Consider the following 19,398-nt stretch of genomic DNA (forward strand, 5'->3'; position numbering starts at 1 on the left):
TGAGCCGCCTATCGCACGGCCTTTCGCGTTATCGCTGCGCGACCGTGAGCACCATACGAAATTTCACATCGCCGGTTTTCATGCGCTGATAAGCCTCGTTGGCGCGCTCTAGCGGCAAAGTTTCGATCATCGGCCGTACGCCGGTCAGCACGCTGAAATCCAGCGCCTTTTCGTTTTCAAAAGGTGTGCCAGTGATCGAGCCGATTATGCTGTGCTCGCCCACGACGAGCGGCCCCATGGCAACCGCAAGCGGGTCTTTGCCTGCGCCGAGCAATATCGCTTTGCCTTGGGGCGCAAGCGCGCCCAGCAGTGCCGAAACCGTCGGCGCATGGCCTGGCGTCGATATCAACGCCTGCGCGCCGCCCATCGCTTTCAGGCGCTCGACCACGTCATCGCGTTCGGTATCCAGGTACACGTGGGCGCCGAGTGCGAGCACATCGGCGGTGATCGCGGCACCGCGTCCAATGGCGACAACACGATACCCCATGCGCCGCGCGTACTGTAGCGCCAGATGTCCCAGCCCGCCGATGCCGAACACGGCCACGGTGTCGCCCGCCTGCGCACCCGATTTCCTCAGCGCATTGAACGTGGCGATACCTGCGCAGAGCAGGGGCGCGGCTTCTTCGGCGGCGAGTTCTGGCGGAATCGCTACGAGTGCCGTTGCGCGCGCAACCATTACTTCGGCGTAACCGCCATCACAGGTCGAGCCAACAAACGGCTGGTTTTCGCAAAGCTGGAATTGCCCACGCCGACATTGCGCACACGCATTGCAATGCCCGCCAAGACGGCCTACGCCCACGCGTTGACCGGGTTTCCAGAGCGCGGGCACGCGAGCACCCAGCGCAACGATCCGGCCGACGATTTCGTGCCCTGGCACGCGTGGCGGTTGCAGCGCGGGATTGGCGCGATCGATGTCGGCGATATCGGCGCCGCAGATTCCGCAGGCTTCGACGGCGAGAAGGACTTCGTCGTCGCCGGGCATGGGTGTTACGCGTTCCACAAGTTCCAGAATGCCGGGCTGCGCAATCTGCATCGCACGGTAAGTGGCTTTCATGATCGGCTCTCTCGCGATAGGGATATCGATTCAATGGCTGCGTCTACGGCGTCGATAGCACCGGCGACGTAGCCCGGGTAGCGCGCCGACCACTCGCTGCCGATTCCCGCCAGGCGGCCGCGCCAGCTACCCGCAACAGCTTCGCTTTGCGGTGCGTGCCAGTGATGCGGCGTGGCCGTGCGGTCGGCGGCGGTTGCGCTCAGGCGGGACGCGGTCCAGTCCTTGATGATTTCGAAGTGCGGATCGCGGGCTTCGTCGCCGAACAGCCGTATGAGTTGGGCGCGGCACGCGGCGAGCAACGCGGGTTCGCCAATCCGTGCGCGCCCATCGGCTGGAATGCCGATAAAGCCGAACAACGCGGCTGCGCCTTCCAACGTAGACACGTCGTGGATTTCCGTAAGCGGGCCGCTCGCGCTGCGCGCCGCGCCGGAAAGGCCGCGTTCGCGCCAGAACGCTTGTGGGTAGACCGCGAGATACTTCGCATGCGGTGCCATCCACGTGGGCGTGTCGCGCCACGATTGCGCGAGGGCTTCCGGCAGGGGCGGATCGAATACGATCGAGGTTGAGGCCAGGCGCGGCGGCAATGCCAGCAAAACATGGGCAACGCTGTGCGTGCTCATGTTTCCCTGCGCATTAATGCTCTGAATCTCGATGGAATGCGTAGCAGCGCCGAGGTGTGTCACGCGCTGATCGAGGCGAAGGCGTTGCATCGAAAGACGTGAGCGCATCGTATCGACGAGCGCGGACATGCCGCCTGCAAGTCGCATCGATGCGGGTTCGTTTGCATACCCGCGCACGCGAACCGGCGGTGCGCCGGGAGCGCGCTCGATTAGCGTGTCGCCGCTCTCGTGTTGCGCGAAACGCGCGATGCCCAGTTCGCGCACGAGCCGGTCCAGTTGCGGCTGAATGCCCGGCCAGAACCACGTCGCGCCGAGATCGAAGCGCGCGTCGTTCGGCCCTGCGGATATGGTCTCGATTCGGCCGCCAAAGTGATCTGCTGCTTCCAGCAGCATGTAATCGTCGATGCCGCGCGATTGCAACTGCATTGCCGCGTAAAGCCCCGCAATACCGCCACCGACGATGGCAATCCTCGCATTCATGACGAAACCTCTATTGGCAGGCCGCGAAACGCACCCCTCTTCAGATAAATCATTGCGCCACCCGCACCGGCGAATACATCGCGATGCGTACCGGCAGGCAGGCGTAGCCAGCCGCCGCGCAGCAAATGCGTGTGCTCCGCAATGACTTCGCCGTCGAGCACCAGCAACTCCGCACCTTTAACGGCATCGGTCAATACGCGCTCGCCGGGCGCAAGTCGCGCGAGCATGACGCGCTCGTCTTCATCCGCAAAAAGCGGGCAAACCTCGCGGCCTTGTTCGCGTTTCCATGCATCCGGCGCATAGGTGTCGATACGCACGCTGCGCTGATCGGAAGGCATCATCTGCCCGAGTTTGACGAAGATAAGCGCGCCTTCCCGACTGGCCGGCCGATGCGATGAACCAGGCGGATTGCGCAGATACCAGCCTGCCGGATAGTGCGCCTCGTCTTCGGAAAAGCAGCCGGAAAGCACGAGAATCTCCTCGCCGCCATCGTGTGTATGGCGAGGGAAATGCGAGTCTCGCGCGTATCGCACAAGACTCGTGGCCCGTGCTTTTTCATGGCCGCTCGCGCCAGTGACGCGGTCGAGCATCACGCGCTCGACGCCGTTTTGCGGCGAGCGTACCCATTCGAAGGATTCGCTCGCGACCACGGCGCGGCGCGAAAAGTCGGCGTTGACGAGCATGGCCGTTCAGGTGGTCGGCAGCGCAGCGTGGGCATCGAGCACACGCGCCGAATACGTGAGCGCCGCGCCCGCATTCAACGCGATGGCTACGCCCAGCGCTTCGGAGACTTCCTCCAGTGTCGCGCCGTGTTCGACGGCCTTTTTCGTATGCACGGCGATGCAGCCATCGCAACGCGTGGTCACGGCGACGGCCAGCGCAATGAGTTCGTGCATCTTCGGTTCGAGCTTGCCGGTTTTCGTGGCGGCGCCGTCGATGATCATCAGGCCGCGCATGACATCGGGCGTGATCTTCGCGTAGTCGCCTACACGTTCGAGCAGGGCGTCGCGGTAGCTGTTCCAGTCTTGCATCATGATGTTCGATTCCAGTGAGTTGATGAATGACTTCGCGACTGATTTGACGAATGAGTGCGGCGCTTTCAGGCGTGACGTCCGGCCATCACGCCGCCATCCACCGGCAGCACCGTGCCCGTGATCCACGAAGCCTGCGATGATGCGAGGAACAGGATCGCATCGGCGATATCGGCGGGTTGGCCGTTGCGGCCAAGCGGATGGAACGCGTTGAAAGCGGGCAGCGTTGCCTTCACTTCGGCGTCGCTCATGAAGGTGTTGTAGACCGGCGTTTCCACCACGCCCGGCGCGACCGTATTGATGCGGATATTCGAGGCCGCAAGCTCGATCGCCAGATTGCGCGTGAGCGCATGCACGCCCGCGTTGGCGGCGGAATAAGCGGCCGAGGGCGTTGCGCCAATCGCCTGCAGCGCCCACAGTGAACCGGTCTGCACGATCGCACCGCCGCCGCGCAGTTGCATGGCCTTTGCGGCCGCCTGCGCCATGAAGAATTTGCCCTTGAGGATCGTGTCGAGAAAGCCGTCGTATTCGGCTTCGGTCACGTCCAGGAACGCTTTGGGGCGGAAGATGCCCGCGTTGTTGACGAGAATATCGACGCCGCCGAATGCTTCGGTGGCGAGCGCGACCAGCGTGGTTGCCGTGGCGGGCAGCGCGATATCGCCGGCCAGATAGCGCACGTGCACGCCGCTCGGGTCGATCTGCGCGGTGGCCTGCTTGAGTTTGCTTTCATCGCGCCCGCCGATCACCACCTTGGCGCCAGCCTGCACGAGACGCAGCGCAACTTCCTTGCCGATACCCGAACCGCCGCCAGTGACGATCGCTACCTTATTAGAAAAACTGTTACTCATGAACGACTCCTGAAATGTTCGCAAGAGACAGAGACGAAGGGTTTGATCTCTGTGACGGATACATTCTGGGCGCTCGGCAGGGCCCGCTCAAATCAGATATTCTGTGCTTTGCTGATAGAAAATCTTTCAGATATGACGACTCCGGTTTATCTCAACGCATTGCGCGCCTTCGAAGCCAGCGCGCGCCACCAGAGCTTTTCCGCTGCGGCGGCGGAACTCAACGTCACGCCCGCAGCAGTGGGACAACTCGTGCGCAGCCTGGAGGAGTGGCTGGGCGCGCCGCTGTTCGTGCGCGGCACGGGCGGCCGCGCCCGGCTGATGGCAACGGAAGTCGCGGAACGCGCCTTGCCCGATATCCGCGCCGGTTTCGATCGATTGACGCTGGGGCTGGAACGGCTCAAAGAAGGCGCGGCGAATGGCGTGCTGACGGTAACGGTCAGTCCTGCCTTCGCGGCGAAATGGCTGCTGCCGCGCATCGAGCGCTTTCACGCGCAATGTCCGGAGACCGATCTGCGGCTCGATACCAGCCTGAAGCTGATGGATTTCACCGCGCAAGGTATCGATATCGGCGTGCGTTATGGTGCCGGTACTTGGCCCGGTCTCGCGGCGGAAAAGCTGATGGACGAGGAAATCTATCCCGTCTGCTCGCCGGCGTTGGCCAAAAGCAGTCAATGGCGCACGCCGCGCGAACTTGCGGGCGAAACGCTGATTCACGATCTTTCGGTGGATAGCCATGCGGGCTTTGCCACATGGCAGGCGTGGTTCGAGGCCGCGGGCATGCCGGACGCAGCAACGCGACGCGGGATGAAGATCAACAATTCGGCGGCCGTACTGCAGGCGGCTATCGACGGACAGGGAATTGCACTCGCGCGTAGCGTGATGGCGCGTGACGACCTGGCGGCAGGGCGGCTGGTGCGCCTCTTTGCGGCGATATCGTATCGATCTGCGCTGGCGTATTACGTGGTGTATCGGCCGGAATGTGCGAGCCTGCCGCGGCTAATGACGTTTCGCGACTGGTTGATGAGCGAAGCGCGCAAGGAAACGCTGGCACGCAAGCCGCGAAGTGAAAAGCGGGCTTTGGCTAAAAGCGGCAGCACCCGATAGTCGCGTCACACGTTTGTGCACGATACATGCGAGCGTGCGCCATGACCGCCTGGGTAAAATGAAAAGCCGCTTCACGTAATCCCGACAAACCGCGCCCACGTTACGGACGAAATCGCATGCCGCTGTCCAGGATCGACCTGAATCTCTTTATCGTGTTCGAAGCGGTCTATCGCACGCGTAATCTCACGCGCGCGGCGGAACTGCTGTTCATCACGCAGCCGGCCGTCAGCAATGCGCTCGCGCGCATGCGTAAAACCTTCGACGATCCGCTGTTCGTGAGCACGCCCGCAGGCATGCTGCCCACTCCGGTTTCGGAGAACATCATCGGCCGTGTGCGCGAGGCGCTGCAATTGCTCGATTCCAGCACGCACGCGGGCGAGCGTTTCGATCCGGCGACTTCACAGCGCACTTTCCGGCTCAGCATGAACGATCTGACCGAGGCCATGCTGCTGCCCGCGCTCGAAGAAGTGCTGCAGCGTCACGCGCCCGGCATCCGCATCGAGAGCTATTTCACGACGCGCCGCGAAGTGCCCGAGGCGCTGGCGAGCGGCGAAGTGCATCTGGCCATCGACGCGCCGCTGATCGACGATCCGCAATTGGAGCAGGCGCCGCTCGGCGGCGATCACTACGCGTGCCTGCTGCGCAAGGATCATCCGTTCCGCAAAAAGAAACTGACGCTCGACGATTATCTTCGGCTGGGCCATATCCACGTTTCCAGCCGACGTCAGGGGCTCGGTCTTGTCGATACGGAACTCAACAAACTCGGCCAGCGCCGCAATGTGCTCACGCGCGTGCAGCACTACCTGGTCGCGCCGCTGATCGCCATGCGCACGGATCTCGTGCTGACCGCGCCGCTCAAACTGCTGCAACGTTACGATGCGCGCATTCTCAAGCTGCCGTTCGATTTGCCGGGGCTCGAATCGCATGGTTACTGGCATCGCAGCGTGGCGGGCGATCCGGCGCATCGCTGGCTGCGCGAGCAGATCGGTGAGTTGATGCAAGCGCAGAATCTGCAGGCGTTTGGATAGCGTCCCGGCACGCTATAGATTTCACCCGGTATCGGCTGCCGGTATCACCAGCCGGTATCACCATTAGTTATCGAGATATATAAATAGAATAAACTTCCTGAATGCCGCGCGGCCCGATATCGTACTAGCCATCTTCACGCGAGGACGGCATGGCGGATCTCTATCTGGTACGGCACGGGCAGGCGTCGCTGGGCGCGCAGAATTACGACGCGCTGTCGCCTTCGGGGCATATTCAGTCGACGTGGCTCGGCGAATATTTCGCGCAGGCCGACATGCAGTTCGACCGCATTGTGACCGGCACGATGCGCCGTCACGAACAAACTGCCGAAGCGCTGCTCGCCGGCATGCGTGCACCGAAGATCGATGTCGTGCAGGATGCCGATCTCAACGAATACAACTTTCACGCGCTGTTCGAAGCCCTCGAGGCGAGCGGCCTCATGCCGCCCGCACCTGCGGATGGCGCGATCAAGCACTTCTACAAGGCGCTCAAGTACGCGCTGCAACTCTGGTCCGAAGACCGTTTGCCGGGCCCGCTGCCGGAAAGCTGGCAGCAGTTTCAGGCGCGTGTGGCGCGCGCTCGCGAAGCCATCCAGCGCATGGGCGGCAAGCGAGTGCTGGCAGTGAGTTCGGGCGGCGCGATTGCGGTGTTCACGCAGCAGATTCTTGAGGCACCGGCATCGGCCGCTATTGCACTCAATATGCAGATCCGCAACAGCAGCGTCTCGCAATACGTTTTCAATGAAAGCGCGATGTCGCTGGTTGGCTTCAACGCGCTGCCGCATCTCGAACGCGCCGAACGGCGCAAGCTCGTCACTTACGGTTAGAAGCCGGTAAAAAGCAGGCTAAAAGAACGGGCGCAATCGCATTCACACTCTCGCAGCATGACTATGTCCGATCCAATCGACGTTGATGTCCTGAGCCGCTATCTGGCGGCGCACGTGGCCGGTTTTCAGGGGCCGATAACGCTGGAGAAGTTCGCCGGCGGTCAGTCCAATCCTACCTTTTTACTGAGCGCGCAAAGCGGCCAATACGTTTTGCGTCGCCAGCCGCCAGGCACCTTATTGAAATCCGCTCATGCCGTGGACCGCGAATTTCGCGTGATCGAGGCATTGGGACAGACTGCCGTGCCAGTCGCGAAAGCGTTGCACCTGTGCAAAGACCGCGAGGTAATCGGCAGCCTGTTTTATGTCATGAGTTTCGAGCAAGGCGAAATTCATTGGGACCCGGCGTTGCGCGATTCGAGCGTCGGAAAACGTGGCGCGTATTTCGACGCGCTGCTCGAAACGATGGCGGCGCTGCATAACGTCGATGTCGAGGCCGCCGGTCTCGCCGACTACGGCCGTGCGGGCAATTATTTCGCGCGTCAGATCGATTTGTGGACCACTCAGTATCGCGCCGCGCAAACCGGGCAACTCGACGCCATGGAAGCGCTGATTGCGTGGCTGCCTGCGAATTGCCCGGCGGAATCGGGCAAGCCTGCGCTGGTGCACGGCGATTTCCGTATCGACAATTTCATTTTCCATCGCGGCGAGCCGCGTGTGCGCGCGGTGCTCGACTGGGAATTGTCCACGCGTGGCAATCCACTCGCAGATCTCGCGTATTTCTGCATGTGTTTGCGCTTGCCGCGTCAAGGGCATATCGCCGGGCTGGCGGGGCTCGACCGCGCTGCGCTGGGCATTCCCAGCGAAGAAGCGATGGTCGCGCAATATTGCCGCCTGCGCGGCATCGACGCGATCGGGCACTGGAACTTTTATCTGGCCTTCAGCTTCTTCCGTCTCGCGTCGATTGCGCAAGGCGTGAAAAAGCGTGCGCTTGGCGGCAATGCGTCGAACGCGAAGGCTCGCGAGGTCGGCGAAATGGCGGGTGCGCTCGCGCAAATGGGCGTCGACCTGATCTGAAATCACCTTACGTTTATCCACTTTCCGGGCTTTAAAAATGTTACTTAAGATGACTAATCTATTTGATCTGAAATCGAAGATTGCGCTGGTGACGGGCGCAAGCCGTGGCATTGGCGAAGAAATCGCCAAATTGCTCGCGGAACAGGGCGCACATGTGATCGTGTCCAGCCGCAAGATCGACGACTGCGAGGCGGTGGCGCGCAGTATCCGCGAAGCCGGTGGCAGTGCCGAGGCATTTGCCTGCCACGTGGGCCGTATCGAAGATATTCACGCGATCTTCGGGCATATTCGCGAGCGTCATGGGCGGCTCGATATTCTCGTCAATAACGCTGCCGCGAATCCGTATTTCGGCCACATTCTGGATACCGATCTCGCTTCGTTCGAGAAGACCGTCGAAGTCAATCTGCGTGGCTATTTCTTTATGTCGGTGGAAGGCGGCAAGCTGATGCGCGAAAACGGCGGCGGCGCGATCGTCAATACCGCGTCCGTCAACGCGTTGCAACCGGGCGACCGCCAGGGCGTGTATTCGATCACCAAGGCGGGCGTGGTGAACATGACGCGTGCGTTCGCGAAAGAGTGCGGGCCGCTGGGTATCCGCGTGAATGCGCTGCTGCCTGGCCTTACGAAAACGCGCTTCGCAGGCGCGCTGTTCGCCGATCAGGATCTGTACGCGAGCGCAATCGGCAAGATTCCACTGCAACGGCATGCCGAGCCGCGCGAAATGGCCGGCACGGTGCTGTATCTCGTCTCCGACGCGTCGAGCTATACCAACGGCGAGTGCATCGTCGTCGACGGCGGACTGACGATCTGAGTGCCGCTATTCAGCGTGCTAGAGCACGATCGAGCATGACCGGGCACGACCCGATTCAAACCGATTCAGGAGAGCAGAATGGACTTTGCGTATAGCCCGAAAGTCGAAGCGCTGCGCGCGCAGTTGAGCGCATTCATGGACAAGCATATCGTGCCGCGCATTCGCCAATGGCACGACGAAGTCAGTGCGGGCCAGTATCCCGTATCGTTTATGGAGTCGCTCAAGGACAAGGCGCGCTCGGAAGGCCTGTGGAATCTCTTTCTGCCGCATCTGCACGACGACGAACCAGGCACGCGGCTGAGCAACCTCGACTACGCGCCGCTGGCGGAAATCATGGGCCGCATTCCCTGGGCCTCCGAAGTATTCAATTGCAACGCACCGGACACGGGCAATATGGAATTGCTCCATATGTTCGCCACGCCCGCGCAGCGCAAGCAATGGCTCGAACCGCTGCTGGGCGGCAAGATCCGCTCGGCGTTTGCGATGACGGAACCGGCCGTGGCTTCATCGGATGCGACCAATATCACCACGCGCATTCGCCGCGACGGCGACGATTATGTGATCGACGGACGTAAGTGGTTTATCACCAATGCTGCGCATCCGAATTGCGAAATCTTTATCGTGATGGGCAAGACCGATCCCGATGCGCCCAGCCACAGTCAGCAAAGCATGATTCTCGTGCCGCGCGACACGCCGGGCGTGACGGTCGTGCGCAATATCACGGTGATCAATCACACTGCGCCCGAAGGCCATTGCGAAATCGTGTTCAAGAACGTGCGCGTGCCGAAAGAGAATCTGCTCGGTACGGAAGGGAGCGGTTTTGCGCTTGCGCAGGCGCGGCTCGGGCCGGGACGTATTCACCACTGCATGCGCTCGATCGGCGCTGCGGAACTGGCGCTCGAACTGATGATCGAGCGCGCCCAGGCGCGCACGGCCTTCGGCAAGCGTTTGCACGAACACGGCTCGGTGGCGGAATGGATCGCGAAATCGCGTATCGAAATCGATCAGGCGCGGCTCCTCGTGCTGAAGGCCGCGTGGATGATCGATACCGTAGGCGCGAAGAGCGCGCGCAAGGAGATTTCGATGATCAAGGCGCTCGTGCCGACCGTGCATACCGCCGTGTGCGAGCGTGCGATGCAGGTGTTCGGCGCGATGGGCCTGAGCCCGGACACGCCGCTGGCCGATAGCTGGACCTGGGGCCGCGCGCTGCGCTTCGCCGATGGCCCGGATGAAGTCCATCTGCAAAGCATCGCGCGCATGGAGATTCAGGCGCACCCGCATGAAGCGGGCCGCGTGAGTCCTTATCTGACGACGCCGGTTTGAGCCCGCGTTTTCAAGCTTGATTTGCGGCTGCCCGCGCCCGCTCCAGCAAGTGATCGACGTCTTCGAAAGTGGTCGAGAACGCCGTCACGAAGCGCACGACGTTGGCGCCCCAGCGATCGTGATAGAAGCGGAATCCTGCATTGAGCAGCGCTTCGATCAAGGGCGCGGGCAGGCGGCAAAACACGATGTTCGCGGCGGGCGCGCCCAGAATCTCCACGCCTTCCAGTGCCGCAAGACCTTGCGTGAGACGTTGCGCGGCGGCGTTCGCCTGACGCGCATTGCGCAGCCACAGATGGTCGCTCAGATACGCGTCGATCTGCGCGGCGAGAAAACGCATCTTCGAAAACAGATGTCCGGCGCGCTTGCGGCGGAACGCGAGTTCCTTCGCGAGCGAGCGGTCGAACAGCACGATGGCTTCGGCGGCGAGCACGCCGTTCTTGGTCGCGCCCAGCGAAAGCGCGTGCACGCCGGCCTTCCACGTCATCTCCGCGGGCGAGCAGTCCTGCGAAACCAGTGCATTGGCAAAGCGCGATCCGTCCATATGCAGGCGGATATTCGCGGCCTTGCAGGCATCGCCGATCGCCTCGATTTCCGCGAGCGTATAGACGCTGCCTTCCTCGGTGGCCTGGGTGATGCTCGCGCAGGCGGGCTGCGTCGAATGGACGTCGCCAACCTTGGCGCTGGCGGCTTCCAGCAGCTTTGCCGGGTCCATCTTCGCGGCGGGGCCGTCGACGCTCACGAGCTTCGCGCCGTTCGTGTAGAAGGCCGGCGCGCCGCATTCGTCGTTATTGATGTGGCTCGATGCGTGGCAGTAGATGTTGCCCCAGGGCGGCGTCATGGCGCTCAGGCATAGCGCGTTGGCGGCCGTGCCGGTGGGTACCAGCAGCACGTCGACTTCGCGCTCGAAGATCTCGCACAGGCGGCGCTCGACGCTTGCCGTGTAGGGGTCCGCGCCATAAGGGTTGGCCTGCCCGGTGCTGGCGGCCACCAGCGCTTCGATCACTTCGGGCGATGCGCCCGCGATGTTGTCGCTCGTGAAACCCAGGGACAGCGCCCTGTTACTGCTCGTCATGGTCGTTTCCTCAACTCGGCAGGGGCATGTGGCCCCGGATGCAGACATCGTATGCCGGCGAGGGTGACGGCGCTTGTAAAAAATTGACGGAGCCGCGCTCGCGCGCCGAACGCCAGCTAGCTGCGAAAGCGCGAGGGCGCGACGCCATAGGCCTGGCGGAACGCGCGATTGAAATGGCTCTGATCGTAAAAGCCCACGGCCTGCGCGACCGTGGCAATGGCCTGCGAGCCTTGCAGCAGCAGTTCGCAGGCGCGTTCGAGGCGCAGGCGCAGCAGCCACGCGTGCGGCGTCATGCCGATGCTCAGCTTGAACTGCTTGAGGAACTGGAAGCGGCCGAGCCCGCACAGGCCCGCGAGTTCTTCGAGCGTGATTTTTTCCGCGAGACGGCTGAAGCAGTAGTCGCGCACGCGATTCCACTGAGCCAGCGACAGCGCGCCGGGCACGCGCTCGGGCACGATCGCGCGCGACTGGCGCAGCAGGTTTTCGAGCAGGGTGAGCCATTGCGTCTGCGCGTCCAGACTGCCCGCGCCGCCGTCGTGCTGCATCGAATCGTGCAGGCGCACCAGCTGGGCGGCGAGCCGCGTGTCTTCGAGCACGGCGCTGGTGAGTTCAGGCGCGCGCGGCTTGCCGCTGATTTCCTCGGCCACGCTCGCGATCAGTTCCTGCGAAAGCCGGAACGTCTTGAGCGTGTACTGGCCGCCGTCCTGCGCCATGCCATCGTGAATCTCGCCGGGCGGCATCAGCGCAACGCAGCCGGGGCCGAGCAGAACGGTCTTGCCCTTGCTGCCCTGACGCTGGATGCCCTCGCTCACGAGTCCCACATGAAAATCCAGATGGAAATGGCGATCGAAACTGAATTCGGCGAAACGCGCCGTACTCAGCACGAGGCCGGGCACCTCGGATATCTGCTGGTAATGGACGTATTCGCTCATGAATCGGGGCGCGATAAAGCGGCGCAAAGGCGTGGATAGCGCGAAGTATACCGCTCGCGCGCGGCGGCCCGAAGCGCTTCACAGCACCGGCAGCACCGCGCGAATGTGCTCCGCGAACGCGGCCGTCAAATGCGAGGGCCGCTTGCGCCCGAACTTCACGGTGATGCCTACGGCCGGCAAAGGCGGCAGGGCGGGATCGCCGTTGAGGATCGCGAGATCGGGCGGCACGGCGGTTTGCGTCATCACGGCGAAGGCCTGGCCCGCGCGCACCAGCGCCGTGAGCCCCGAAAGACTGCTGCTCGCGCAAGCGATGCGCCACGCGCGCCCGGCTTGCTGCAGCGCCTCGCAGGCAGCGATGTGGTCGAGCGTATCGGCATCGGAAAGGGCCAGCGGCAAGGGATCGAAGTGCGCCGGATCGAGGCCGGGATAGCCGATCCACACCAGCTGCTCGCGGCGGATCAGATCTTCGCCGGGCGTGGCATCGGGCAGCGAGATCATCGCCAGATCGACCGCGCGTTTGTCCAGCAACTCGACGAGCCGGGGCGTGGGCGCGCAGACCACTTCCACCAACGCATGCGGATGCTGGCTCGAAAACTGGCGCAGCAGCGCGGGCAGGAACACGGCCGCGTAATCGTCGGGGCAACCGAAGCGCACGCTGCCCGTGAGGCCCGTGCCGCTGAGATCGGCCAGCGCTTCGTCGTGCAGCCGCAGCATGCGCTGCGCGTGCACCAGCAGCCGCTCGCCCGGATGCGTGAGCACCACGCCGCGCCCGGTGCGCTGGAACAGCGGTTGATCGACGATCGATTCGAGCCGTTTCATCTGCTGGCTCAGCGCGGACTGCGTGCGCCCGACGCGCTCGGCTGCGCGGCTGAGCGCACGCACTTCGGCAATCACGGCGAAGGAACGCAGCAGATCGATTTCGAGGATGCGGCTCACGGGCGGGTCCTGAGGTATTAGCGCCGTTTTTGGCTCCCATTAATACTATTCGATTTTATAAAAGCTGGGCGCGACCTAGACTGCAAGACATCACGCCATTCCGGCCCGATCACAAGGAGAAGCACGGTGTCCCGCAACGACGATGCAACCTTCTGGCACAACGCCAGGCAGCACCTGATCCGCTACGGCGGCACCTTCGAGCCGATGATCATCGAGCGCGCGAAAGGCAGCTTCGTCTACGATGCCGACGATCGTCCGATCCTCGATTTCACGTCCGGCCAGATGAGCGCGGTGCTGGGGCACAGCCATCCCGAGATCGTTTCGGTGATTCAGGAGTACGCGGGCCGCCTCGACCATCTGTTCAGCGGCATGCTCTCGCGGCCCGTGGTCGATCTGGCGACGCGGCTGGCCGACATCACGCCCGACGGTCTCGACCGCGCGCTGCTGCTGAGCACGGGCGCGGAGTCGAACGAAGCCGCCATCCGCATGGCGAAGCTCGTGACCGGCAAGTACGAGATCGTCGGCTTTGCGCAGTCGTGGCATGGCATGACGGGCGCGGCGGCGTCGGCGACCTATAGCGCGGGGCGCAAGGGCGTGGGGCCGGCGTCGGTGGGTTCGTTCGCGATTCCGGCGCCGTTCACCTACCGGCCGCGTTTCGAGCGCGAGGGCCAGTACGACTATCTCGCCGAACTCGATTACGCCTTCGATCTGATCGATCGCCAGTCGAGTGGCAATCTCGCGGCCTTTATCGCCGAGCCGATCCTGAGTTCGGGCGGCATCATCGAATTGCCGCCGGGCTATATGGCGGCGCTCAAACGCAAGTGCGAAGAGCGCGGCATGCTGCTGATTCTCGACGAAGCGCAGACCGGCGTGGGCCGCACGGGCACGATGTTCGCCTGCCAGCGCGACGGCGTGACGCCCGACATTCTCACGCTCTCGAAGACGCTGGGCGCGGGGCTGCCGCTGGCGGCCGTGGTGACGTCGGCGCAGATCGAGGAAACCGCGCACGAGCGCGGCTATCTGTTCTACACGACGCACGTGTCCGATCCGCTGCCTGCCGCCGTGGGGCTGCGCGTGCTGGATGTGGTCGAGCGCGAAGGGCTGGTGGCGCGGGCGAACGTGATGGGCGAGCGGCTGCGCAACGGTCTGCTCGATTTGATGGAACGTTACGAGTGCATCGGCGATGTGCGTGGGCGCGGTCTGCTGCTCGGCATGGAGGTCGTCAAGGACCGGCGAACCAAGGCGCCCGCCGATGGACTCGGCGCGAAGATCACGCGCGAGTGCATGAACCTCGGCCTGAGCATGAACATCGTGCAATTGCCGGGCATGGGCGGCGTGTTCCGCATTGCGCCGCCGCTGACCGTGAGCGAAGAGGAAATCGATCTGGGCCTGTCGCTGCTGGATCAGGCGATCAAGCGATCGATTTAAATCCGCTTTAAACCGGTTTTAAGGCGGGTTTAAAACCTGGGATGGCATTCGAAGCGCAGCACGGAATCCTGCTGGGCGAGCGCTTCGACGCCATCGGTACGCTCGACGGCAAAGCTCGTTTGCATGCCGCGCGTTTCGCAGTAATCGGTGGCTTCGGCCTGCGCACGACGGTGCGCACGCGCCCACGCAAGACGTCCGCCCGAAGCGGAGGCCGTCACCATATAGGTGTCCTTGCCCGTTGCGGTTACGTCGCCCGCCGAAGCACAGGCCGATAGAACCGAGGCAGTCGCGCACAGCGAAGCGAACAAACTGAAAAAGCGGAAAGACATGCGGGGGTACATCGACAACGGTGTATTGGACTGCATTTTTTTAACTTCGTATGGGGATCAAATCTTTATCGAGCAGGGTTGTCATTCGGGCGGCGCAAGGCCGCCCGAAGCGCATCAGCAAACAGTCGTGGCGACGCGGCGATTCGTTTTATTGCGGCATTCCTGAATCGCGCGCAGCTTCACATGCTCGACGATTTTCTGGCTCGTGACGCGCCCGGCAGTGCTGCGGAATTTGCGTGCGGCCCGCGAGAGCAGGCGTTCATCGTGGACGCGATGCGCCCAGGCGCGGGCCGCGAACCAGCCCACAATCGTCCATCCCAGCAGGATATTGACCACTGTGATAGCCAGTGCGTCGCTGTGATTGCGCGCATCGGCTTCAATCGACGGAATCAGATAAAGGCTCAATGCGGCAATGAGTGCGGCGCCTTCTAAAACCTGGAACATGTCTTCACCTCAGAATTAAGCTGCAAATCTGCGAAGCACTTGTCTTGAGTGCGCCGCCATTGCGATGGAGGTGAGTTTAGGACGTTTCTATCGCAAGACAATGCTAATAGAACGAAATCAGAGTTGCGCTCAGGAAAACAATCGCGCTGTAGGTTCGCATTGGGTTGAGCGACGCGCGAAATAAAAAAGGGCAGTGAATCAATGCATTCAATCTGCCCCTTAAAGCAATGAGTTTGGAACGTGTTTTAGCGCCACATCGCCTGAAATACGCCGTCGCGGCGCACGAGCGCGTGGAATAGCGCCGCCGCCAGATGCACGACGATCAGCGCAAAGAAGCACAGCGCAAGAAAGCGATGTGCATTCCACAGCAGCGAATGCAGTGCATTGCTATGCGGCAGGATCGCGGGCAGCCGCACGCCTGCGACGACGACCGGGTAATCGGCGGCCGAAAGCATGCCCCAGCCTATCAGCGGCAACGCAATCATCAGCACATAGAACGCCAGATGCGAGAGCCTCGCGGCGAGTTTCATCGGCTCCGGCATATCGGCGGGCAGCGGCGGCGCGCCTTTGATCAGACGCGTGACCAGGCGGATCAGCGCCAGGATCAGGATGGCGATGCCGAGCGGTTTATGGATCGAGACCAGCGTGAGGTAATCGGGCCGGATGGTCGACACCATGCCCACGCCGATAAACAGCATCGACAGAATGCAGATCGCCATGATCCAGTGCAGGGCGCGTTGCAGCGGCGAAAAGCGCGCGTGAATGGGGCTCATGGCTTCGCTCCTTCCGGGGGCGTGTGCGGATAATCCTTGTCCTCCGCGGTGCGGCGGTTGAACGAGACCGAATAGGCGGCCGAGCGGGCGGCGGGGAACGGATCGTCGGATACGTGCATGCCGGCGGGCAGCACCGTGGGATCGAAGTTCAGGTCGCGGCAGGGGCCGTCCGGTTCGGGCTCGATCGCGCTGACCACGAGCGTGCCCGCTTCCACCTTGCGGCGCTCGGCGGGCCAGGCCTTGCTGGGATCGGCGGTGGGATCGCCGGGATCGGCCACGGTGACGGACAGCGTCCAGCGTTGCGGCGCGGCGTGCACGCGTTCGGTGATATCGGTGTCGAGGAAGTTGGTGCCGCGTTGCTTGAGGGCATCGGGCGAGACGGTTTCGGGCTGCTGCGCTGGCACGAAGGACCAGCGTACGACGTGGTCTTCGCCCTGCGCGTTGGTGAACACGAAACTGTTGAGGCTGTTGTAGCGCTCCTGCGCGTAGGAGGCCGTCCACGGCGCACTGCCGGCCCATGCGCCGAAGGCCGCGAACTCGGGATGCGCGCCGATGAAGTTTTTCATCGCGTCCGGGTCGGTCTTGTTGCCGGCAGCCTGCAGCAGCGCGTAGAAAGCCTGTGGCGTGGCGACGGGGAAGAACGGCGCGTCGATCATCGCCGTGCGCCATTCGCTGCCATCGGGCGCGACGATGCGCAGGCTCAGGCCGCGCACGCGCACGGTGGCCTCGGCGGCTTTGGCATCGGCGGTGGCCAGATTGAAGCGGCCGGTGACGGGATACGAGCCGGCCGCGAGCATCGGCGCTTTGGAGAGCGCCGCGCCTGCACCGTTGGCTTCGAATGTGCCTGTAAAACAGATGCCTTTGGCGTGATTGCGCCGGAAGCCGAGCGCGGGGCCGCCCGGCGGCGCGAGCCCGTTGACGACCTTGGCCGGAGTGATGCGCCCCGGCGTGAGCCAGCCGCCGGTGTAGGCGAATGCGGCCACGAGGACCACGACGACGACGGCAATCAGGACGAAAGCGCCTGCATTGGAGCCGTTAGAACCGTTAGAGCCATTGGAACCGCCAGAACCTGGTCGATCGGACATGGAACCCTCGTTGTTGGGCACAGGCACTACTGGGGACTAAGCCGCAGGATAGTGAATTTCTGCCCGAAGGGTTGCGTGCGCGTGCGAAGGCTTTAAAGCGGGTTTCGGCTTACTGGATTGAAAGCATTTGAATCGTGCGCGCGCGATTCAATGCACGATCAACGAATTGGACTGCGCATTGCCTGCACCGGCCGCGATATTGATGCCGATATTGCCGCTCGCGCCCGCGAGTGCGCCTGCACCGAGTTGCGCGATGGAACTGCCGCCCGCCATCTTGACGACGGCATTCGTGCTCTGCGTCGTAACGATTTCCGCTTGCGAAGTGGTGGCAATGACGAGTTGATTCGTCTGCGCATTGAGCGCGCCCGCGCTGAGATTCACGCCGATATTGCCGGTCGCGCCGCGCAGCACGTCCGCGCCCACGGACGCGGAAGGCGCGTCGATCGTTGCGCTGCCGGTGACGTTCTGCAGCGTGCTCAGCGTGACCGACGAGAACACGGTCGAGCTGTCAGCGTCGGACAAAGTGGCCGACGTGCCTGCAAAAGACGAAGAGGCGCCCGCGCACGCGGCGGCCCAGATGACTGCGGCGATGATCGAACGGACTTTCATTGGCGGCTCCCCAGCGTGTGCGAATCACACGGATAGATTCGATAACGACCGTGGAGCGGGGAGGTGGAGTGAGGGTTTTCCCTGGGGGGGGCGATACCGGGGCGTGGCCGAAAAAATAGCGATACAGACCGCAGCCCATATCGCCCACTTACGCATCAGTGGCAAACACCGGCAGGTGGAGTTGCCGGATAGCGTGACCAGGCGATGATCGGCATTACTCCACTTCGAGGCCGATCATCACGCTGCCGCCTTCCGTCTTGACCGGATGCGTGGCGAGATTCACGCACACTGGCGCGCCTTGCGCCTTGCCGCTCGGAATATCGAAACGCCCCATATGCATGGGACATTCGATGATTTCGCCGAACACGAAGCCATCCGCGAGCCGTGCCGTTTCGTGCGTGCACACGCCTGCCGTCGCGTAAAAGCCCGAGGGCGTGTGATAGATCGCATAGAGTTTGCCGTCGTGCGCGTATTCGATGACGTCTTCTTCGTCGATGTCGCTGGTCGCGCAGACGTGATGCCATTGCAGAATGTTCATGGTATTTCCCGGAGAGAAGAGAATTCACGCAAAAGACTCACGTAAAAAGTTCACGCAACTGCGTCGCCATGACGGCCCGGCGGCAACTCGCGCACGACCACGAACTCGGGATCACGCTGCTGCCTTGCGAAGATCGCCAGAATCTCGCGCCATGCAGGCCACAGGCCGCGATACGGCGCGGGCATCTGCGCGGCAACCGTTGCATGGAATTGCGGTAAGGCATGAAACGGCACACTCGGAAACATGTGATGTTCGATGTGGTAATTCATGTTCCAGTACAGAAAGCGCACGACGGGATTGAGCATCACCGTACGGCTCGACACGCGATGATCGAGCACGTTCTCTTTGAGGCCCGTGTGTTGCGTCAGTGCGCACAGTTCATGCAGCCACGTGCCATACGCGCGCGCCACGAACAGGAACACAATCGGCAGCCAGCTATGCGCGAGCAGTGCCCACGCGAATACGCCCAGGTAGCAGGCCAGCAGCACGCGCGAGTTATTGCACATGCGGCGATACTCGCTTTCGGGCACGACGGCTTTCGCGCCCTTCGTAACGATGCCAAAGCTATGCAGCACGATCGCGCCGAGAAACTGGATGCCATGCGAGATCCGCACGAAATCCGTCACCAGCTTCAGATAACTCAGTGGGCGCTTGAACGCTAGTTCGGGGTCCTGATAAGGGTCTGCAGTCAAGTGCGTATAGGTGTGATGTTTCGCATGCAGCCAGCGGCTATAAACCTGTTCGCGCCACGACATGAAGCAGATCACCCAATAAACCGCTTCATTGATCCAGCGCGTCTTGAAGGCCGTGCCATGCCCGAGTTCGTGGGCAGCGGCTTCGCTGAAGGCGAACACGGTTCCATACAGCAGGAAGGCCGGGATTGCCCATGCGGTGCCCAGCGACCACCACGCCAGCGCGCCTGTCGCGAACACGAGCGCGAAGAAGCCGCCTGCCCGCACGAGCCCCGGCGCGTCCGAGCGCGCGGAAAGGTCCTTGAGCGCCTTGCGGTCGATGTCCACCCGGTACCAGGACTGCATGTCGATATTCATTGCTTG

The 19,398-nt window shown here is 62.7% G+C and carries 22 protein-coding genes; 7 read left to right on the top strand and 15 right to left on the bottom strand.

The genetic code is table 11. The features are described 5' to 3' along the window. Positions 1-28: 28 nt before the first annotated feature. The 5 genes from U5A67_RS17380 to U5A67_RS17400 form a co-directional block, all read right to left on the bottom strand. Positions 29-1,054, bottom strand: coding sequence for an alcohol dehydrogenase catalytic domain-containing protein (locus U5A67_RS17380; protein WP_321815452.1), 1,026 nt, complete (start codon positions 1,052-1,054; stop codon positions 29-31). Beyond that, positions 1,051-2,154: a flavin monoamine oxidase family protein gene (locus U5A67_RS17385; protein ID WP_321815453.1), complete on the bottom strand. Its 1,104-nt coding sequence runs from the start codon at positions 2,152-2,154 to the stop codon at positions 1,051-1,053. The genes U5A67_RS17380 and U5A67_RS17385 overlap by 4 nt, the downstream gene beginning before the upstream one ends. Next, entirely contained in the window at positions 2,151-2,837 is a 687-nt protein-coding gene (locus U5A67_RS17390) for a cupin domain-containing protein (RefSeq protein WP_321815454.1), read from the bottom strand. Before U5A67_RS17390 ends, U5A67_RS17385 begins: the two co-directional genes overlap by 4 nt. Before the next feature lie 6 nt (positions 2,838-2,843). Further along, the gene (locus U5A67_RS17395) at positions 2,844-3,188 is read right to left on the bottom strand and encodes a carboxymuconolactone decarboxylase family protein (RefSeq protein ID WP_321815455.1); all 345 of its coding nucleotides are present in this window, start codon (positions 3,186-3,188) and stop codon (positions 2,844-2,846) included. Between the two features lie 65 nt (positions 3,189-3,253). Beyond that, a complete protein-coding gene (locus U5A67_RS17400) occupies positions 3,254-4,033 on the bottom strand; it encodes an SDR family NAD(P)-dependent oxidoreductase (protein WP_321815456.1) in 780 nt (259 codons plus the stop codon). Between the two features lie 132 nt (positions 4,034-4,165). On the opposite strand from U5A67_RS17400, the gene gcvA reads away from it, so the two are divergent. The 6 genes from gcvA (at position 4,166) to U5A67_RS17430 (ending at position 10,197) form a co-directional block, all read left to right on the top strand. Beyond that, complete coding sequence (gcvA, locus tag U5A67_RS17405) at positions 4,166-5,137, top strand: transcriptional regulator GcvA (protein WP_321815457.1); 972 nt, start codon at positions 4,166-4,168, stop codon at positions 5,135-5,137. Between the two features lie 116 nt (positions 5,138-5,253). Continuing rightward, positions 5,254-6,165: a LysR family transcriptional regulator gene (locus U5A67_RS17410; protein ID WP_321815458.1), complete on the top strand. Its 912-nt coding sequence runs from the start codon at positions 5,254-5,256 to the stop codon at positions 6,163-6,165. Between the two features lie 149 nt (positions 6,166-6,314). After that, complete coding sequence (locus U5A67_RS17415; RefSeq protein ID WP_321815459.1) at positions 6,315-6,989, top strand: histidine phosphatase family protein; 675 nt, start codon at positions 6,315-6,317, stop codon at positions 6,987-6,989. Between the two features lie 57 nt (positions 6,990-7,046). Continuing rightward, positions 7,047-8,063: a phosphotransferase gene (locus U5A67_RS17420; RefSeq protein WP_321815460.1), complete on the top strand. Its 1,017-nt coding sequence runs from the start codon at positions 7,047-7,049 to the stop codon at positions 8,061-8,063. A 49-nt stretch (positions 8,064-8,112) separates the two neighbouring features. Beyond that, on the top strand, positions 8,113-8,874 hold the full coding sequence (locus U5A67_RS17425; protein ID WP_321815461.1) for an SDR family oxidoreductase: 762 nt from the start codon (positions 8,113-8,115) through the stop codon (positions 8,872-8,874). Between the two features lie 78 nt (positions 8,875-8,952). Then, positions 8,953-10,197 carry an acyl-CoA dehydrogenase family protein gene (locus U5A67_RS17430; RefSeq protein ID WP_321815462.1) on the top strand — a complete coding sequence of 415 codons (1,245 nt, stop codon included), beginning with the start codon at positions 8,953-8,955 and terminating at the stop codon, positions 10,195-10,197. Positions 10,198-10,207: 10 nt separating this feature from the next. Here the strand turns inward: U5A67_RS17430 and U5A67_RS17435 are convergent, their stop codons facing one another. The 3 genes from U5A67_RS17435 to U5A67_RS17445 all read right to left on the bottom strand — a co-directional run bounded on the left by U5A67_RS17435 (position 10,208) and on the right by U5A67_RS17445 (position 13,137). After that, positions 10,208-11,269, bottom strand: a complete 1,062-nt coding sequence (locus U5A67_RS17435) for a low specificity L-threonine aldolase (RefSeq protein WP_321815463.1) — start codon at positions 11,267-11,269, stop codon at positions 10,208-10,210. 116 nt (positions 11,270-11,385) lie between these two features. Continuing rightward, positions 11,386-12,201: an AraC family transcriptional regulator gene (locus tag U5A67_RS17440; RefSeq protein WP_321815464.1), complete on the bottom strand. Its 816-nt coding sequence runs from the start codon at positions 12,199-12,201 to the stop codon at positions 11,386-11,388. 78 nt (positions 12,202-12,279) lie between these two features. Beyond that, positions 12,280-13,137: a LysR family transcriptional regulator gene (locus U5A67_RS17445; protein WP_415767857.1), complete on the bottom strand. Its 858-nt coding sequence runs from the start codon at positions 13,135-13,137 to the stop codon at positions 12,280-12,282. A 126-nt stretch (positions 13,138-13,263) separates the two neighbouring features. On the opposite strand from U5A67_RS17445, the gene U5A67_RS17450 reads away from it, so the two are divergent. After that, positions 13,264-14,565 carry an aspartate aminotransferase family protein gene (locus U5A67_RS17450; protein WP_321815465.1) on the top strand — a complete coding sequence of 434 codons (1,302 nt, stop codon included), beginning with the start codon at positions 13,264-13,266 and terminating at the stop codon, positions 14,563-14,565. Positions 14,566-14,594: 29 nt separating this feature from the next. Here U5A67_RS17450 and U5A67_RS17455 read toward each other — a convergent pair whose 3' ends face one another. The 7 genes from U5A67_RS17455 to U5A67_RS17485 form a co-directional block, all read right to left on the bottom strand. Continuing rightward, positions 14,595-14,894 (bottom strand): hypothetical protein, encoded by a 300-nt coding sequence (locus U5A67_RS17455; RefSeq protein ID WP_321959726.1) that lies wholly within the window; start codon positions 14,892-14,894, stop codon positions 14,595-14,597. Between the two features lie 114 nt (positions 14,895-15,008). Then, a complete protein-coding gene (locus U5A67_RS17460; RefSeq protein ID WP_205980547.1) occupies positions 15,009-15,338 on the bottom strand; it encodes a superinfection immunity protein in 330 nt (109 codons plus the stop codon). Positions 15,339-15,583: 245 nt separating this feature from the next. Beyond that, positions 15,584-16,111: a cytochrome b gene (locus U5A67_RS17465; RefSeq protein WP_321815467.1), complete on the bottom strand. Its 528-nt coding sequence runs from the start codon at positions 16,109-16,111 to the stop codon at positions 15,584-15,586. Next, positions 16,108-17,196 carry a catalase family peroxidase gene (locus tag U5A67_RS17470; RefSeq protein WP_321815468.1) on the bottom strand — a complete coding sequence of 363 codons (1,089 nt, stop codon included), beginning with the start codon at positions 17,194-17,196 and terminating at the stop codon, positions 16,108-16,110. Before U5A67_RS17470 ends, U5A67_RS17465 begins: the two co-directional genes overlap by 4 nt. A 147-nt stretch (positions 17,197-17,343) precedes the next feature. Then, complete coding sequence (locus U5A67_RS17475) at positions 17,344-17,805, bottom strand: hypothetical protein (RefSeq protein ID WP_321815469.1); 462 nt, start codon at positions 17,803-17,805, stop codon at positions 17,344-17,346. Positions 17,806-18,019: 214 nt separating this feature from the next. After that, the gene (locus U5A67_RS17480; RefSeq protein WP_205980551.1) at positions 18,020-18,343 is read right to left on the bottom strand and encodes a Rieske 2Fe-2S domain-containing protein; all 324 of its coding nucleotides are present in this window, start codon (positions 18,341-18,343) and stop codon (positions 18,020-18,022) included. A 50-nt stretch (positions 18,344-18,393) separates the two neighbouring features. Continuing rightward, on the bottom strand, positions 18,394-19,392 hold the full coding sequence (locus tag U5A67_RS17485; protein WP_321815470.1) for a fatty acid desaturase: 999 nt from the start codon (positions 19,390-19,392) through the stop codon (positions 18,394-18,396). Between the last annotated feature and the right edge of the window lie 6 nt (positions 19,393-19,398).

Source organism: Paraburkholderia sp. J69-1 (assembly GCF_905220255.1).
GTDB lineage: Bacteria > Pseudomonadota > Gammaproteobacteria > Burkholderiales > Burkholderiaceae > Paraburkholderia.